At 37.8% G+C, this 18187-nt stretch carries 17 protein-coding genes; 5 read left to right on the top strand and 12 right to left on the bottom strand.

What is annotated here, in order from left to right; all coding sequences use genetic code 11:
- Positions 1-54: 54 nt before the first annotated feature.
- The 4 genes from ACIFOT_RS09755 to ACIFOT_RS09740 form a co-directional block, all read right to left on the bottom strand.
- A complete protein-coding gene (locus ACIFOT_RS09755) occupies positions 55-453 on the bottom strand; it encodes a cytidine deaminase (protein WP_430064184.1) in 399 nt (132 codons plus the stop codon).
- Positions 454-477: 24 nt separating this feature from the next.
- Entirely contained in the window at positions 478-648 is a 171-nt protein-coding gene (locus tag ACIFOT_RS09750; RefSeq protein WP_430064183.1) for a DUF1427 family protein, read from the bottom strand.
- Between the two features lie 24 nt (positions 649-672).
- Positions 673-1347 carry a deoxyribose-phosphate aldolase gene (deoC, locus tag ACIFOT_RS09745; RefSeq protein ID WP_430064181.1) on the bottom strand — a complete coding sequence of 225 codons (675 nt, stop codon included), beginning with the start codon at positions 1345-1347 and terminating at the stop codon, positions 673-675.
- 182 nt (positions 1348-1529) lie between these two features.
- Entirely contained in the window at positions 1530-2474 is a 945-nt protein-coding gene (locus ACIFOT_RS09740; protein WP_430064179.1) for a sugar-binding transcriptional regulator, read from the bottom strand.
- A 202-nt stretch (positions 2475-2676) separates the two neighbouring features.
- Here ACIFOT_RS09740 and ACIFOT_RS09735 point away from each other — a divergent pair, with 202 nt between their 5' ends.
- Complete coding sequence (locus tag ACIFOT_RS09735; protein WP_430064177.1) at positions 2677-4851, top strand: MMPL family transporter; 2175 nt, start codon at positions 2677-2679, stop codon at positions 4849-4851.
- Positions 4852-4891: 40 nt separating this feature from the next.
- Here the strand turns inward: ACIFOT_RS09735 and ACIFOT_RS09730 are convergent, their stop codons facing one another.
- Positions 4892-5212 carry a hypothetical protein gene (locus ACIFOT_RS09730; RefSeq protein ID WP_430064175.1) on the bottom strand — a complete coding sequence of 107 codons (321 nt, stop codon included), beginning with the start codon at positions 5210-5212 and terminating at the stop codon, positions 4892-4894.
- Positions 5213-5409: 197 nt separating this feature from the next.
- Here ACIFOT_RS09730 and ACIFOT_RS09725 point away from each other — a divergent pair, with 197 nt between their 5' ends.
- From ACIFOT_RS09725 to ACIFOT_RS09715, 3 genes are all read left to right on the top strand, one after another.
- Positions 5410-6528, top strand: coding sequence for a metallophosphoesterase (locus tag ACIFOT_RS09725; RefSeq protein WP_430064173.1), 1119 nt, complete (start codon positions 5410-5412; stop codon positions 6526-6528).
- 157 nt (positions 6529-6685) lie between these two features.
- Positions 6686-7966 carry an ArsB/NhaD family transporter gene (locus ACIFOT_RS09720; protein ID WP_430064171.1) on the top strand — a complete coding sequence of 427 codons (1281 nt, stop codon included), beginning with the start codon at positions 6686-6688 and terminating at the stop codon, positions 7964-7966.
- Positions 7967-7977: 11 nt separating this feature from the next.
- Positions 7978-8256, top strand: a complete 279-nt coding sequence (locus ACIFOT_RS09715) for a hypothetical protein (protein ID WP_430064170.1) — start codon at positions 7978-7980, stop codon at positions 8254-8256.
- Positions 8257-8303: 47 nt separating this feature from the next.
- On the opposite strand, the gene gntK is transcribed toward ACIFOT_RS09715, so the two are convergent.
- Positions 8304-9845 (bottom strand): gluconokinase, encoded by a 1542-nt coding sequence (gene gntK, locus ACIFOT_RS09710; RefSeq protein ID WP_430064168.1) that lies wholly within the window; start codon positions 9843-9845, stop codon positions 8304-8306.
- A gap of 129 nt (positions 9846-9974) precedes the next feature.
- On the opposite strand from gntK, the gene ACIFOT_RS09705 reads away from it, so the two are divergent.
- The gene (locus tag ACIFOT_RS09705; protein WP_430064166.1) at positions 9975-10820 is read left to right on the top strand and encodes a MurR/RpiR family transcriptional regulator; all 846 of its coding nucleotides are present in this window, start codon (positions 9975-9977) and stop codon (positions 10818-10820) included.
- Positions 10821-10879: 59 nt separating this feature from the next.
- Here the strand turns inward: ACIFOT_RS09705 and ACIFOT_RS09700 are convergent, their stop codons facing one another.
- The 6 genes from ACIFOT_RS09700 to ACIFOT_RS09675 all read right to left on the bottom strand — a co-directional run bounded on the left by ACIFOT_RS09700 (position 10880) and on the right by ACIFOT_RS09675 (position 18187).
- Entirely contained in the window at positions 10880-12229 is a 1350-nt protein-coding gene (locus tag ACIFOT_RS09700) for a GntP family permease (protein ID WP_430064164.1), read from the bottom strand.
- 321 nt (positions 12230-12550) lie between these two features.
- Positions 12551-14023: a gluconokinase gene (locus ACIFOT_RS09695; RefSeq protein ID WP_430064162.1), complete on the bottom strand. Its 1473-nt coding sequence runs from the start codon at positions 14021-14023 to the stop codon at positions 12551-12553.
- 106 nt (positions 14024-14129) lie between these two features.
- Entirely contained in the window at positions 14130-14930 is an 801-nt protein-coding gene (gene larE / locus ACIFOT_RS09690; RefSeq protein ID WP_430064160.1) for an ATP-dependent sacrificial sulfur transferase LarE, read from the bottom strand.
- Positions 14931-14983: 53 nt separating this feature from the next.
- A complete protein-coding gene (locus ACIFOT_RS09685) occupies positions 14984-15754 on the bottom strand; it encodes an SDR family oxidoreductase (RefSeq protein WP_430064158.1) in 771 nt (256 codons plus the stop codon).
- Between the two features lie 20 nt (positions 15755-15774).
- On the bottom strand, positions 15775-17043 hold the full coding sequence (locus ACIFOT_RS09680; RefSeq protein WP_430064157.1) for a lactate racemase domain-containing protein: 1269 nt from the start codon (positions 17041-17043) through the stop codon (positions 15775-15777).
- Between the two features lie 286 nt (positions 17044-17329).
- The gene (locus ACIFOT_RS09675) at positions 17330-18187 is read right to left on the bottom strand and encodes a sugar phosphate isomerase/epimerase family protein (protein WP_430064155.1); all 858 of its coding nucleotides are present in this window, start codon (positions 18185-18187) and stop codon (positions 17330-17332) included.

Below are 18187 nucleotides of genomic sequence, written 5' to 3'. Positions count from 1 at the left end.
TGCCAAGCGCACAAAAGAAGCCTTTAGAAAATCCTAAAAGCTTCTTTAGCGAAATTATTTATTTAAATCCTTTGGCGAAAATGCACCTGGAAGAAGGTCTTTTACAAGAATTTTTTGGACATCGCCCTTTAAATTGGTAAGAACCACTTCCATTTCTGAATCACAAAGCTCTGATATCACTTGACGGCAGGCACCGCAGGGAGGAACAGGACGCTCGGTATCCGCCACCACAACTAGTGAATCAAACTTTGTAATCCCTTCTGAATAGGCCTTAAATAAAGCGGTCCTCTCGGCACAGTTGGTCATCCCATATGCTGCATTTTCAATGTTGCATCCATGAAATACTTGACCATCACTAGATAAAAGTGCTGCACCAACTTTAAATTTAGAATAGGGAGCATAAGCAAAATCTCTCGCTTTATTCGCTTCGATCATTAGATCTCTTTCTTCCATCCTTCTCACTCTCCGCCGGGAATATTAATGTTGAACTAACTTAAAAATCCATTCAAGTATTACGCCGCCAAAGTATACACCGAAAACACCAACGACTGCAGAGAATACTGGGGGTGCAGGTAATGGCAGTTTTAAAAATTTAAACAGCATTCCAACAACTAATCCAGCTATTAACGCCATTAAGACATCTCTCATATTTTTATGCCCTCACATTAATTATTAGTAATTACTATAAGAAAGTTCACCTTTAGCAATTGAAACTCCAGAACTTGCGCCAATACGAGTAGCTCCTGCTTCTACCATTGCCAGTGCATCTTCACGGCTGCGCACCCCGCCGGAAGCTTTTACACCCATTTCAGGACCAACTGTTTCACGCATTAAGCGAATATCCTCAACTGTTGCGCCTCCTGTTGAAAAACCAGTAGATGTTTTAACAAAGTCTGCACCTGCTTTAACGGATATTTCACATGCTCTTATTTTTTCCTCATTCGTTAATAAACATGTCTCAATAATAACTTTAACTAAAGCTTTTCCTTTAGCTGCTTCTACAACTGCACGAATATCATTTTCCACTAAATCATTTTGTTTATCTTTCAGAGCAGCAATATTAATGACCATATCAATTTCATCTGCGCCGTTTTCAATGGCATTTAAAGTTTCAAAAGCTTTTGTCTCAGGTGTTGAAGCGCCAAGCGGGAAGCCAATTACTGTACATACTTTTACTTCAGGCTTATCTGCAAGAATCTCAGCAGCTGTTCTTACCCAAGTTGGATTTACACACACTGATGCGAAAGAATATTCTTTTGCTTCTTCTGCTAATATTTTGATTTCTTCTTTAGTTGCGTCTGCTTTCAATAATGTATGATCAATCATTTTAACGATATTTTTAGTCATAACTCCGACTTCCTCCCTATATATAAACATTTATATTTAAAAAATTGATTGTTAATTACCACACTGTAACTATACCAAAGCATTTGAACATTTGTAAATACTTTTATGAACAAATGTAAAAAATATTATAACCAGTTTCACAAAAAAGACAAAAAACAGCGCTTAGGCTGTTTTTTGAGTACTTATTCTTTTTTATCAAGTAGGAATTGTGCTGTAAATTGGTCTGTTATAAGAACATTTGCATATCCGCCCTTTAATGCACCATATATCCCATCAATTTTGTTTGGGCCTCCAGCAACAAGAATAGAATGCTCCTTCGCCCTTAGATCATTCAAATTAATTCCTAAGGTTCTTTCATTCAGGCTCTCATTGCAGATTCCGCCATCTTTATCAAAGAAACGCGAGCAAATATCGCCGACAGCCGTTCCATACAATGATTCCAAGTCGCTGTCGGTAAAATAGCCCAACTGAAATAGTAATGAATCCGTTTTTATTGGTCCTATTGTAAACAAGGCAATATTTGCTTCCCTGCCAAGTTCGAGAATTTTACGGATATGCCGATCTGCTTCCATTGCCTGCTTTACCACCGCATGATCTACAATAGCTGGAAGTGGAAGATTGTGCGGGGTTGTATTATAGGCTTTGCCAAAAAGATATAAAATTTCTGAAGCATACGTATTCGTTTCAGCATGGCTGACACCGCCTTTAAGCTGGACGACTTTTACATCTTTTACAAATTTCTGTTTCAACTCGATGGCGATATGGTAAAGTGTTGTTCCCCATGTCACACCAATAATGTCATTATCCTTCACAATTTCATCAAGGAATTGGGCCGCTTTTTCGCCAAGATAATTTTTGATGATATGGTTTTCAAATTGAGGAATCGATGCGATAATGGCTTTTTTTAAGTTGAATTTTTTCTCTAATTGCTCTGATAAATTTTCAACGTTTTCTGTAGGGTCCATGATGCTGATCTGAACGATGCCATCACTTTTTGCTTGCTGCAATAATCGGGATACTGTCGGGCGGGAGACCCCTAATACCTTGGCTATCTCGTTTTGATTATAATCCAGTAAATAGTATAACTTGGCTGCTTCTATCACCTTACTTAATTTTTCTCGATCCATAGGTCCCACCTAAAAAGATATTTTCTTTATTGTATCAAAAAAAGGAGCATAATCATAAATATTTTACATTTGTAAATATCAACATGAACATATTTTTATTATTATTAACAGCTTAGGAGTTGAAATAAACAGTGAATTTTCACTTTGAAATAGGGGGAAAATTTATTAACCAACTGTTTTCCTTTGGATGGGGAGTGATACATTGAAAAAATTTGGCAGATACATACACCAAAGGCGAAAATGGATTCTAGGATTATGGATAGCAATCATTATCTTTTTTGGATTTTTCGCATTACAACTGCCATCAGTTTTAAGTGGAAACGGATTTGAATATAAAGGAGAATATAATGAAACGAGAAGGATTTTAGAACAGGACTTCGGCCAGCCCAAATCATCGATTATCTTGGTTTTTGAAAAAGAAAAACAAATAAGTGTAGGGAAATTTCATGGCTTTATTCAAAATACATTTGATAAATTGAGAAATTTTGATGGTGCACACAAGATGGAAACTCCTTTTGAACGTGATGGAATGCTAAAGGAGAACTATGCCTATGGGCTGCTAACTTTTAATAAAAAAGCAGAAAGCCTTGGTAATGAAATTGATGAATTAAAAAAGCTTCTGAAAAATAAAAACGGCTTAAAGGTTACGATAACCGGTGAGCCCGTCATCGTCCATGACTTAAATGCCGCAAGCCAGGAAGATCTCGCAAAAGCTGAAATGATTGGCCTGCCAATTGCCCTCATTGTCCTTATCCTGGCATTTGGAGGTCTTGTGGCTGCCTCTCTTCCGCTTGTTATTGGCGTGGTTTCCATCTTAACCACTACGGGAACTGTTTATTTTTTTAGCTATGGTGTTGATTTAACTATTTTTATTTTAAATATCGTCCCGATGATTGGTCTTGCTTTAAGCATTGATTTTGCCTTGTTATTTATAAACCGCTTTAAAGAGGAAATCGAAACGAAACCGATTCAAGAAGCAATTGAAATAACGTTGGAAACCGCCGGCCGTTCGATTATCTTTTCAGGACTTTGTGTGTTTATTGGTTTATCAGGACTTTGGTTTATCAAAATTGATATATTTCAAAATGTTGCCTTGGGCGGAATGACCGTTGTATTTTTATCTGCTTTGTGCGCTTTAACCTTTCTTCCCGCCATTTTGTCTATATTAGGGAAAAGGGTTAATAAATTAAATTTACTGCCTGTTACAGATAAACAAACCAGTTTATGGTATAGGTTCGCCAAATTTGTGATGCGTCGCCCTGTTCTTATGTCGATTACGGCACTTGCTGTTCTTCTTGCCGGCCTTATTCCGGTTAAGCAAATGGTCTTAACCATCCCTGGGACAGATTCATTGCCTGCAAAATATCCTTCAAGAATAGCATTAGAAACATTCAAGCATCAATTTATCGCTAAGGAAAAACGGGACGAGAAAAAAGTAACAATCGTTTTATCCACGAATGGAAAAATCCTTAATAAGAATAATTTTAACAAAATTAGTCAGGTAATAAATCGAATAGAAGAAGATCCTCTCGTCAATACCGTTAATTCACCATTTTCAGTAACGGGAATAAAAGATTCAGACCAGCTCCTTCAGTATTTAACATCTGAAGACAAATCTAAAGTTGCTCCGATAATAGACTATTTTATAAAAGATAACAAAATACTTTTTGAGGTTTATTTAAAAACGGGTGAGCATTCTTCAAAAGCTCGAACTTGGGTTAAAAAATGGGCAACTAAAGATTTAGGCTTGAAAGCTTCTTTTGGCGGCTCGATAAAATTTGAACAAGAAATTTTTACGGAAATTTATCAAAAAGCACCATATGGATTACTTTTAATTGTTATTTCCACTCTTGTGATTCTGATGGCGGCATTTCGTTCTATCCTTATTCCAATTAAAGCGATATTAATGAATATATTAAGCCTTGGCTGTACGTTTGGCATTGTCGTTTGGGTATTTCAGCAAGGCCATTTGGGAGTAACACCTTCAAATATTGCCTTAATTTTACCAGTATTTGTTTTTACCCTTGTTTTTGGACTTTCGATGGATTATGAGGTCTTTCTTATCTCAAGAATTCAAGAGTTTTATCTAGAAACAGGTAATAACAGCGAGGCGACAATCTATGGCTTAACCTACACAAGCAAGATTATTACGTCAGCTGCAGCCATCATGATTGTTGTAACAGGTGCCTTCGCCTTTACAGGAGTCATGCCAATAAAGCAATTAGGTGTTGGGATTGCTACAGCCATTTTTATCGATGCAACCATTGTCAGGATGGTGCTTGTCCCTGCCTTAATGAAGCTTCTTGGAGACTGGAACTGGTGGTTTTTTGGAATCAAAAACAAAAATCAATTGGAGAAACGAAAAAAGCCAGCCTGACTTTTCAAGGCTGGCTTATCACCTTTATCGAGAACTTCTTTTAAGACATAAATGAAAGGATGACTTTTTGTGGTAAATCTGTCTCACTATCAGTTTTTTTTTGTAAACGCTCACACGATGGCATTTCATACGAAAAATCCTCAACTTTTTCCGGAATAACGCCTCTTTGCTGCAATTGTTCAAATACTTGTTGCATTGCCTCTTCTGTGGTAATCGTTTCTTCTGAACCCTCCAATTGTAAGCAATCTACACATGTTTCGATAATATTTTCATCAATTTGTTCTTGAGTAAACACTAATTTTGCACCTGTGATATTTTCGACTTCCTGGTTTTCTAATTCAATAATGGTTGTAATGTTCATTTTTATTTACCTCCACTTTTTTATGGCTTCATTATAAATTATTTTCACCTCCCTAATGTTTGAAATCTCTTTAATTCGTTTTTTATTCAAATGTTTTTGACAAATTTCTGTCCATTTTCATTACACCCTTTAAAAGGTATTAACAACCGTTTTAGGCAAGATAATAACAGTAGAAAGATGATGTAGGAGGTAAAATAATGCCCGGAAAAAAGGTTCCATTACTACTAATCACATTCATTCTTTATTGTTATATTTACACTCCAAGCACTTATGCAGCTGAGGTCACCCCAAATAATCGCGGAATAATCGATTTGCGAATCTTAGAAACAACTGATATACATGCTTCATTGGTCAATTATGATTACTATCAAACAAAAGTGGATAACAGGATTGGCCTTGTTAAAACGGCAACTCTTATTCACGAAGCACGAGGAGAGGTTAAAAATTCTTTATTGTTTGATGATGGGGACCATCTAAAAGGCAATCCCCTTGGTGAGTATCTCGCCAGGATCAGGGGGATTAATAAAGGTAAAACGCATCCAGTATACCGTGCCTTTAATTATTTAGATTATGACGCAATAGCCATCGGAAACCATGAATTTAATTACGGGCTAAAGTTTTTAAACTCAGCGATAAAAGGAGCCAAAATGCCCGTTTTAAATGCGAATGTTTTTTCAGTAAAAAAAAACAAGCCCTATTTTACACCCTATACGATTTTAAAAAAGAATGTTGTCGACCAAAGTGGTAATGAGTATACATTGAACATAGGGGTTATCGCCTTTATGCCCACTCAGATAATGAAATGGGATAAAGCAAATTTAGAGGGCAAGGTCTATGCAAAACCGATTGTTGATGCGGCAAAAGAATTTATTCCGATTATAAAGGCCAAAGGAGCAGATATTATTATTGCCCTTGCCCACACAGGTATCAGCAGTGAGCCTTATAATCCTGATACCGAAAATGCTGTTTATTATTTAACACAATTGCCGGAAATAGATGCTATACTAGCGGGCCACTCACACAGTGTCTTCCCTGGTCCGGTATTTCAACACCTACCTAACACAGATTTAGAAATGGGCATTATCAATGGAAAACCCGTTGTAATGGCTGGGGCTTTTGGAAACCGTCTCGGTATTATCGATTTAAAAATCGGGAAGACAGCTGGTAAGTGGAAGGTCTTACAAGGGACCTCTACTACTAGGGCTATTAGTAATGAGAATGGGAAATCGCTTGTTAGAAATGATAAAAATTTATATAGAATCATTAGACCAGAGCATCAAGAAACGGTAGATTTTATAAGAAAGTTAGGTTTGTAGCAACTTTCCCAGAAAAGTTATTACTTTACATCCCAAGTATATTTTTATAAAATTAAGTAAATATTAAATACGGTGTAATTTGGGTGGAGTCTGTCATAGCGGGCTCCTTTTTGCATTTTTTTAAACACCAGAAATAACAAGGGGGAAGAGGTAAAACATGTCAACACAAGCATACATTGCAATTGGTGTATTTCTTATTACATATGCCTTTATCGTCACAGAAAAAATTCACCGAACCATTATTGCAATGGCCGGCGCCATCATGATGATTTTATTAGGAATTGTCGGTCAAGAAAAGGCCCTCCATCATATTGATTTTAATACGCTCGGGTTACTAACTGGGATGATGATTATTGTCGCGATAACCTCTGAAACGGGACTTTTTAAATACATAGCGATTTGGTCTGCAAAAAAAGTGAAGGGTGACCCGCTAAAAATCCTGCTTGTCCTAGGGGTCATTACGGCTTTAGGTTCGGCCTTTTTAGATAACGTTACGACCGTTCTATTGATGGTACCTGTCACTTTCAGTATCACCAGGCAATTGCGGGTAAACCCGATTCCTTTTTTAATCACTGAAATAATCGCTTCCAATATTGGCGGAACTTCGACCCTGATTGGTGACCCGCCGAATATTATGCTTGGAAGCGCTGTAAAAGAGCTGACATTTATGGCGTTTATCAACAATTTAACAGCTATTACTTTTTTCATTTTATTAGTGAATATCGGAATTTTAGCATTTGTTTATCGCAAACAGCTAAAAACGTCTGCCGAATTAAAATCGAATTTAATGGATTTAGATGAAAAGGAAGAAATCACAGACAAAGCTCTTTTAATAAAGTCGTTAACTGCTTTAACATTAACCATTTTGGGATTCTTCCTGCATCAGCTTTTTCATGTAGAATCAGCGACAGTAGCTTTAGCAGGAGCTTTTCTTTTACTTTTATTAACAGGGGAAAGTTACTTGGATAAAGCTTTTGGCAAGGTAGAATGGACAACCATCTTTTTCTTTATCGGGCTTTTCGTCCTTGTATCCGGATTGATTGAGACAGGAGTGATATCGATATTAGCGGATTATTCCGTTCATTTAACGGGAGGCGATGTTACCTCCACTTCAATTTTAATTCTTTGGGTGAGTGCAATTGCCTCTGCCTTTATTGATAATATTCCATTTGTCGCTACGATGATTCCAATGATTAAAGATATGGGTGACCTTGGAATCCAAAATTTAGAGCCGCTGTGGTGGAGCTTGTCTCTTGGAGCCTGTTTGGGCGGAAACGGAACCTTAATAGGGGCCAGTGCTAATGTCATTGTGGCTGGTCTTGCTGCAAAAGAAGGCTATTCGATAACGTTTGGAAAATTTCTGATCATTGCATTTCCATTAATGATACTTTCTATCATAATCTGTACTGCTTATATTTACCTGCGATATTTAATATAGGGGGAATTGGATTGAAGACGGAGTATAAATATAACGAGCAATTACTCAAGATAACGGAAACGGTTAACGGGGATGATATTGAAATTTCCATTACTCTAATTGACAGTGAGTTAAAGAAAAATCTAAAAAAAGTTCGAGATTTTTTTGATGAAAATAAAGTTATTTCAGATATCTACTATTACATTCATCCTAATAATAAATATCAAATTATCGTAAGAAAAGACTTCTACAATGAATTTATAATTCAATTATTCAGGCAGCAGTTATTGAAGGAAATTAAATGGGTATAACAGAAGAGGATGTCCTTGTAAGATGGACATCCTCTTTAGTCTGTTCATTACCCAATCCACTTTTTCTGGAAGGCGGAAATGCTTGCGTATTCTTCTTTTAACAGTCGAGAGAGGCGAATATAGATTGGGATTAACTCCTGATAAATCTCAACATTTTCTGGAACAGGTTCATGATGATTGGTTGCCCCGACCATTTCGGAAACCACATTTAATGAATCTACTTCACCCAAACTATATAAGCCTAAGATGGCAGCACCAAGACATGAGCTTTCAAAGCTTTCGGGGATATTCACTTCTTGATTAAATATATCTGCCATCATTTGCCGCCAAAGCTCTGAACGGGCAAAACCGCCAGTGGCCTGAATTTTTTTCGGTTCCCCGATTAATTCCTCTAAGGCCAAGAGCACTGTATACAAGTTGTAGATAACTCCTTCTAAAACAGCCCGAATTATGTGCTCTTTTTTATGATGCAATCCTAATCCGAAAAAGGAGCCACGGGCATTCGCGTCCCAAATCGGCGCCCTTTCACCGGCAAAATAAGGGTGAAATAAAAGTCCGTCCGAACCAGGTGTAACACGAGAAGCAATCTCTGTTAACACTTCATAGGGATCCTTCCCCAGACGTTTTGCGGTTTCCACTTCGGCGGAACCAAGTTGATCCCGAACCCATCTAAAAAGCATGCCTCCATTATTAACCGGTCCCCCAATGACCCAATGATTTTCCGTCAGTGCATAACAGAAAATCCTTCCCTTTGGATCGGTGACAGGTTTATTTGTCACAGCCCGAATGGCTCCACTCGTTCCAATTGTAACGGCTACAACCCCTGGCTCAATCGCGTTTACACCTAAATTTGACAACACGCCGTCACTTGCACCGACAACAAATGGAATGTCCATCGGAAGCGTCATTTCTTCCGCAAAGCTTTCATTTAAACCAGTTAGACTGAAGGTAGTGGAGACAGGCTTTGATAGCTTGTCAGGAGAAATCCCTGCGACTTTTAGTGCTTCTTCATCCCATTGCAAGGAAGCTAAATTGAACATCCCCGTTGCAGATGCAATCGAATAATCGATTACATATTCATTAAACAGTTTATAAAAAACATATTCCTTAATTGAAATAAATTTATATGTACGATTAAAAATGTCTCCCTGTTCATTCCTTAACCAAATTAATTTTGAAAGCGGGGACATTGGATGAATAGGGGTTCCAGTTCGAAGATAAATTTCATGTCCATTCATTTCTGTTAATAATTTCTCCGCCCATTCTGCACTTCGGTTATCTGCCCATGTTATACAATTGGTAAGCGGTTTACCAGATTCATCCACTGCAATTACACTATGCATCGCTGAGCTAAACGATATACAAAGGATATCATTCGGTTCAGTCCCACTTTTTTTGATGACTTTCTTTATGGTATCAATCACCGCTTGAAAAATTTCTTCAGGGTCTTGTTCCGCCGTGGCAGGCGTGGGTGAAAATAAAGGATATTCAATTCCATGAGTTGCAATAACTGTCCCGTTTTTTGAAAACAGAACCGATTTTGTACTGGTTGTCCCGATATCAACGCCAATAACATATTTTTCATTCATAAATCCATACCTCCAAAAAGGAAACTAGTTAATTTTTTTTAATTTTGTAATCGTTTGCGAGAAATATTTTTTCACATCTATTATTGTGGTATACTGCTAGTATCTACTGATTAGGAAAGGAAATCCGAAATGACAGAAAGTTGCCTTGGAAAAATACGTTCTTATTACGCAAGATTTAGCGATAAAGAAAAGAAAATTGCCAATTATATTTTGGATAATCCAGATAAAATTATTCACTGCACGATTAATGAAGTCGCTGAAGATTTAAACGTTGCCGATGCCACTGTGTTCCGTTTTTGCAAACGAATTGGTTATAAAGGCTATCAAGCATTGAAAATTGCCCTTGCTTCAGAAATCATCACGCCGATTCAGCAAATCCACGAAAAAATTTCAGAACATGACAGCGAAAAAACCATTTCGGAAAAGGTCTTTCAATCCAATATTCGCACGCTCGAAAATACATTACAAATTATGGACAGTGATTCCATCCAAAAAGCTGTTAAACTGCTTCATACTGCTGAAAAAGTGGAGTTTTACGGAACCGGAGGCTCAGCGCTCATTGCAATGGATGCGTTTCACAAGTTTATTCGAACTGGTGTAAAAGCATTTGCCTTTTTAGATTCCCATTTTCAGCTCATGTCTGCATCACAGTTAACGAAGAATGATGTCGCAGTAGTCATTTCCCATTCAGGAACAAATAAAGATACTACTAATATTTTAAACACTGCAATTGAAAGCGGTGCCAAGACGATTGGAATTACCAGTTTTCCTAAGTCACCGATTAGCCAAAATGTCGATGTTGCCTTATACACTAGTTCAGACGAGACTGAATATCGCTCTGAAGCACTTGCTTCAAGAATTGCACAATTAAGCCTTATTGATGCCCTTTATGTGAATCTGATGATCCTAAATAAAGAAAGAGCTAAAACAGCCATCGAAAAAATTAGAGGTGCGATTTCTGATACTCGTATATAATGAAAACTTTAAAAGATGAACCCAATGCGGGTTCATCTTTTTTCAACAAATTCGTGATGTTATACAAATACATTAAGGATGAGAATAAACACTAGTGCTGCTGTTGCTATAATAGTTTCAAGTGCTGTCCATGTCATTAATGTTTCTTTAACTGACATTCCGAAGTATTCCTTGAACATCCAGAATCCAGCATCATTAACATGGGAAAGAATTAGTGAGCCTGCACCTGTTGCTAATACCAGCAGTTCAGGGCTTGTACCAGGCATAGCTGCTGCAATTGGCGCCACAATACCTGCTGCTGTCATCATAGAGACAGTCGCAGATCCTGTAGCAACACGAATCATCGCTGCAATTCCCCAGCCTAAAAGGATTGGTGACATATGTGATTCTTTTGCTAAGTCAGCGATATATGTTCCGATACCAGAATCAAGTAATACTTTATTAAATGCTCCGCCTGCACCAATAACTAATATGATTGAAGCAGTTGGTGCCAAACAGTCATTCGTAAATTTCAAGATTTTTTCACGATTCATACCACGAGCGAAACCAAGGCTAAAGAATGAGAATACAGTTGCAATCAATAACGCAACAACTGGATCTCCCAAGAATTTAAGAGCTTTATAACCAAAGCTTGCTTTGTCTAATTGGATTTCCGCAATAGACGCAATAAGCATTAGAATAACAGGAAGAAGGACTGTAAAAATAGTATTGAAGAAACTTGGTAATTCCTTTAAATCCTTTGGAGCTGCCATTTGTTCTGCTAATTCTTTTGGAACATCTTTATGGATACGTTTTCCTATCCAGCCTGCATAAACAGGACCAGCAAGGATTGCAGTTGGTAAACCTACGATAATCGAGAAAAGAATGGTTTTACCAACATCCGCTTTGAAAATTCCGACCGCTGCCATTGCTGCTGGATGTGGCGGAACCAAGCCATGGACTACGGAAAGACCAGCTACTAAAGGAACACCGATTTTTACTAATGAAACACCAGTTTGACGAGCAATCGTAAAGGCTAATGGAATTAATAACACAAAACCAACTTGGAAGAATACAGAAATACCTACGATAAAACCAACAAACATCATGGCCCAGTGTACATTCTTTTGACCAAAACGGCTTATTAGCGTTTGGGCAATTCTTTCGGCACCACCGGATTCTGCCATCATTTTACCAAGCATTGTACCAAGGCCAAGGACAATAGCAAGGAATCCTAAGGTATTACCCATACCAGCTTTAATGGAATCAATAATACCAGGATGTTCCGGATCTGGAGCAACTAAAGGCATACCCGTTGCCAACCCTACTCCAACCGCTGTGATAATTAATGCGACAAACGGATTTAACTTTGCAACAGTAATTAACAATAGTAACGCAACAATTGCAGCAAATACAATCAATAATAACATTGATGAACCCCCAAAATAATCTGACTTAATTTGTTTTTTCAAGCATATTTCTGAAAGCACTTTCATGTGTAAATTGATTATATGAAAAAAAATTTCTTAATGCAATATATTTTTTAAAAAAATATTTATTGAAATATTAGGAAACAAAAAGAGTTACTGTCATGATTAATCTGAGCAGTAACTCTTTTTTTATACTTTATTTTATAAATCGTATTTAGTTTATCTTAGTACTAAAGCTTCTATCCAGCCGATGAAAAGTTAATGGATAACCAAGTATGGTCGTTTCATGAAATAAAATTTCTTTCATCCTATTTATCATTATTAAAAATACTTCGCAATGTCTATTGCCAGCTTCTCATATTTCTCATAAACCTTTTTATAGATCTTACTGTTTTCCTTATTTGGAACAATTGCTTCTCCCATAGGGATATTCTTTTTAATCTCTTCAAAGGAACCAGCTTTACCAATGGCAACTAATGACGTCCATGCTGCACCCCAAGCAGCACTATGATGACTTTCTGAAACATAGATTTCAGCTTCAAATACATCAGCCATCATTTGCAGCCAAATCGGAGACCTTGATAAACCGCCGTTTACATAAATTTTTTGCGGCTCGCCAGCTAATCTTTCTAAAGCTTTCCCAATCTGATAGAGATTAAATGTAATTCCTTCTAACACTGCACGAATAAAATGTTCTTTATTGTGGGTAATCGAAACCCCATAAAAATTCCCTTTGGCCTGCTGATTCCAAATCGGCGCTCTTTCACCGTTTATATAGGGAAGAAAAATAATGCCATCGGCCCCAGGAGCAACCCGTTCTGCTTCTGTAAGGAATTCATCATAATTTCCTTCGTAGTTCAGAAGATCTTTTAACCATTGTAAGGCAATTCCGCCATTGTTCGTTGGCCCTCCAATGATGGAAGTGTCTGCTGTAAAGGAATAACAAAAGGTTTCTTGATTTTCACTTATTTTTACGCCTTTGGTAAATTGTCTAATTGCCCCGCTAGTCCCTACTGAAACGGCTGCTTCTCCAGGAAGAATAGCACCGATTCCAAGGTTTGCTAATTGTCCGTCAGCTGCTCCAATTACGAAAGGTGTACTAGGCTCGATACCGATTTCTTCCGCTATAATCGGGTGGATTCCTGTTAAAATCGCAGTCGGAGGTACGATGTTCGAAAGCTGTCCTTCGTTTATACCAGTTAACCCTAATAATTCCGAATCCCAGCTATGTGTCGCTGGATTAAATAGACCTGTGGCAGAGGCCATCGAATAGTCAATCACACGTTGATCAAACCATGATTGAAGCACAAACTCCTTAATTGACATATAGTAAGCCGCCAGATTATAGGATTCATAGTTTGTTTCCTTCATCCATAAAAGCTTGACGAACGGTGTCATTGGGTGAATAGGCGTGCCTGTGCTGGAATAATATTTGCTCCCCGTTGCTTCCAATACTTTCTCAGCCTGGTCAAAGCTTCTTCCATCAGCCCAAATAAGTGCTGGAGATATCGGCTTTTTGTTTTCATCAACACATATGAGTGAATGCATAGCAGCTGAAAATCCAATGGAAAGTAGTTCATTTTTTTCAATACCTGCTTTGTTAATCGCATTCCTTACCGCATTAATTGCTAATCTCTCGATTTCAATTGGATCCTGCTCTACCCATCCAGGCATTGGATAATAAGAGGTAATCATTTCTTCTGAATCAGCGATGAGTTTTCCAGTCAAGTTGAATACACATGCTTTGACGCTAGTTGTTCCAAAATCAATACCCATTACATACTCTTTATACATGTTTCCTCTTCCTTTTCAAATAAAACATAGTATATCTAAATTCCTAATATCGCTAAATGAAAAAGCCTTGGAGGATTCCAAAGCCTTTTCTTTTAACTGCTCCCTTTTAGGATAAAACTTTGTTCATACTGCCACTTTTGTAGCCAATTAAATCTAATGTAATATATTTGTATCCATAGGCTTGAAGTTCTTTGACTATAGAATCGTGGTTATCCAAAACTATTTTCATGTCGGTCGGTTCTACTTCAATTCTAGCAATCTCTTGATGAGTTCGAACCCGTACCTGCCGGATTTGTAAAGATTTTAAATAGCTTTCCGCTTTTTCAACCTTCGTCAACTTTTCTTTAGTAATATATTCACCATAAGCAATCCTTGAAGATAGACAAGCGAACGATGGTTTATTCCATGTTGGTAAATCGAAATTCCGTGAAAGTTCCCTTATTTCTTCTTTGAAAAGATTCGCTTCTTGCAGCGGTCCGCGGATTCCTTTTTCTTTTGCAGCCTGCATGCCTGGCCTGTATTCATTCATATCATCAGCAATCACACCATAAATCACATTCTGAAATCCCTTTTCTTCCATGACCGGAATTAAGTGATCAAATAGACTGCTTTTACAAAAATAGCATCGATTCTTATTGTTCTCCGCATAGCCAGGAATCGCTAACTCTGATGTTTCAATTACCTGATGTTTTACACCAATTTTTTCAGCGAGAACCTTTGCCTCATCAAGTTCGCTTGAAGGGTAGGTTTCGGAGTCAGCTGTTACCGCTAATACATGGTCATATCCTAATGTATCTACAGCTGCCTTTAAAAGAAACGTACTGTCCACCCCGCCTGAGAATGCGACAACCACTGATTTCAAATCCCGGAGAATTGACTGTAGGCTTTCATACTTCTCTGTATGCATGGTCCCCTCTCCCCTCTTTTAAAGCCATTCACTTTTAATATTTATGTGTCTTATTAAATTGTCATGCTTCCAAAGCCGCCATCTACTCGAATCAAGGCTCCCGTTACGAAGCTTGAAGCATTTTCTGATGCAAGCCAAACGGTTGCCCCTTGTAGTTCTTCCGCTTCGCCAAAGCGATTCATTGGAGTATGTCTCATGATTGATTCAATTCGTTCTTTATCTAAGATTTTTCGGTTTTGTTCCGCTGGGAAAAACCCTGGAATAATGGCATTCACACGAATTCCATTCGGTGCAAATTCACGTGCTAAGAACTGTGTAACACTGTTTAGTCCCGCTTTGGAAACGGAATACGTAAATACTCTTGAAAGTGGGGTTGTAGAAGAAACAGAAGAAATATTAATGATACTTCCCTTTCTCTCCTGCTCAATCATTCTTTTAGCAAAAATCTGACAGGTTAATACAATCCCTTTTAAGTTTATATCCATGATTTTGTCATATTCATCCATTCCAAGCTCAAAGAAAGGAGTTGCACTATTCGTACCCGGAGCATTTAAAAGGATGTCCCAGCCGCCGGACCATTGTTCGATTTCATTTGCTGCTTGAATTAATGATTCCTGTGAGCTGACATCCGCTGCAAATGCTTTTGCTTCTCCGCCATTTTGTTCAATTTCTTTGACAACTTCTTCAGCTTTTTCAAGGTTTCGTCCGACAATCGCCACTTTAGCGCCGTGTTCTGCCAGCCCTTTTGCCATTGCTGACCCTAATACACCATTTCCCCCAATGGCTACTGCGGTTTTCCCTGTCAAATCAAATAAATTTGTCATGTTTCTTCTCCCCCAATAATCTAGAATAAATTTCCGTTTTCATCAAAAGGAAACTCATAGACTTCTGATATTTGCTCCATATTTGGATGATTTTTTATATATTCAAGCAATGGTTCTGACACTTCAATTTCACTTAGCTTTAATGTATTTTTGATTCGAACGAGTTTGACTGTTCTAAAATCTAAGATATTGCAAGTTTTTATGGCCGCTTGAATGGTCTGTTTATCATTAGGTAAGGTAGTCGCTATTTTCGTTGGTGCGACAACCGTTGACGTCAACCCATTTGCATAGGTTCCTTCTAAATCCATTTTGTCAACAAGGCGCTGGCTGGTAAAATCTGCAGTTCCAACTCCATTGGCATTTCCTTCTGACTCTCGAGTGACATCAAGCACGACCATTTTGCTAACATCGGGACCTCCTGACGCATAAGGTGTTGGATAGCGGCCTGTGATATTTGGATCCATTCCATCACCCGAAATATTTTTACCAATTTCATCAATCACCAGGACATCTATTTGATCAAAAAACAACTTTGGCAATAAAGCTTTGGCTTGTTTCTGTAAATCAGGTTCTTTTTCAATAATCTCATCTGGAGTTAACACATCAACAATGGCTACCCTGTCAAATGCATTTTCAACCGAAGCAACTCCAAAAAGGAATGGTGTTTTTTCCATGATGATTTTTGCCATGGCTGGTACATTTTCTGCCATATACTTAAAACCCATTTGATGACATGCCTCTGCACCTTTTTGTTTCCCTAAACCAATACTAATCATCTTCATGATGCCGCTTTCAACTGATCCCCTAAAAGCCGTATGAGGTTTCACCCGATTGATCACCACGATTCCATCAGCTTCAGAAGCATATTTATCGACATACACTGGCAATCCATTTGGCAGTTCGCTAATCTTTACAACTTCCATAGATGAGCGAATCTCACAGCCTGCACTTTCCTCAGTAACACCTAGATGAGCTAACACTTCTCTCTGTCCTTCTGCAGTCGCACCGCCATGGCTTCCCATACTTGGCACAATGAAAGGTTTTGCACCTAATTCTTTTAAAAATTGCACTGTTACTGCAGTAAGTTCAACGAGGCGATCAAGCCCTCTGCTGCCGACAGCAATCGCAATTTCCATCCCAGGTTTAATTTGTTTTTTGATTTTTTCTCGTTTTATTTTTTCTTTTAATTCCTTTTCAAGGTTTTCAATTTTCGTCTCATCAAACTTTACTCTTACTTTGGCCATCTTCGGTATTGGAATATCTTTAACTAACTCTTGCAGAATTCCCATGGATATACTCACTCCTTTTCATTGTTTAAAGTGTTCCTCACGGGATTATATACCATGTACTTACTTTGTCAATTACTTGGCTATTTACAAATCAATTCATTTTAATTTGTTTACCAAACAAACTAATTAATTGTATAATATCATTATGCTTCCAAAACGTCAATAAATATGTAGTTAAAGGAGAAAATTATGCTTACTGGGGATGCCGCATACATTAAAAAAAATCAATCGTTCCTTAATCCTTTGCAAAACAAAAGCAGCTGCATCGCAGCTGCCTCATACATTTTTAAAACCAGTCTCCATAGCCTATTTTTCTTAAGTAGTCAGCTGAATCTTTAAGACAATCAAATGGATCGCGCCCATATGTGTCGTCTTGTTCAATTAAATAATATTGAACGCCAGCCTCGACACCGGCCTCAATAATCCCTTTGATATCAAGGTTCCCTTGGCCAAGCTCTGCAAATTCAATTATATTTGTGAATTTCTGCATGAATTTGCCCATATCCTTAAAGTCCGATTCCGTTAAATCCATATGGCCAATCCGATAATCCTTTAAGTGAATTAAGGAGACACGTCCTGCAAATCTCTTAATAACATTTATTGGATTCTCACCGCCTCTTTGAGCCCAGTGAACATCTAACTCAAATCCAAGTTTGGTTGTATTATTTTTCATAATATCTAGCAGACATTCATTATCATATTTCTCAAATTCAATATGATGGTTATGATAGTAGAGTTCAATACCATATTTCGCCAATCGTTCAGCCATTTCTTCTGCCGCGTGAATATATTCCATTGCTTTATCTTTTTGGCCCATTAAATTAATTGGCATCATCCCGATTCGGATGAAGTTGCAATCAAGGATTCTGCAATCATTGACGATTTTATCAAAATCCTTCGTCAAAGACTCCCCTGGCATTCCTGGCATAGTGTCTAATGGCGCTGAAATCGAAGCGATTTTAATATCATAATCTACACTTGCCCGTCTAAGGTCCGCGACATTTTCCTCCGTCATCTGTATTTGTGTAACCTCAACAGCATTGAATCCGAGCTCTTTTATTTTTCTTAACGTTTCATATGCGCCTAACTCAATAATTTTATTTTTAAGATTAAACATTTGCACGCCAATTTTTCCTTTTTGCAT

Source organism: Neobacillus sp. NRS-1170 (assembly GCF_050468025.1).
This window is presented reverse-complemented; position numbering and strand designations above follow the sequence as displayed.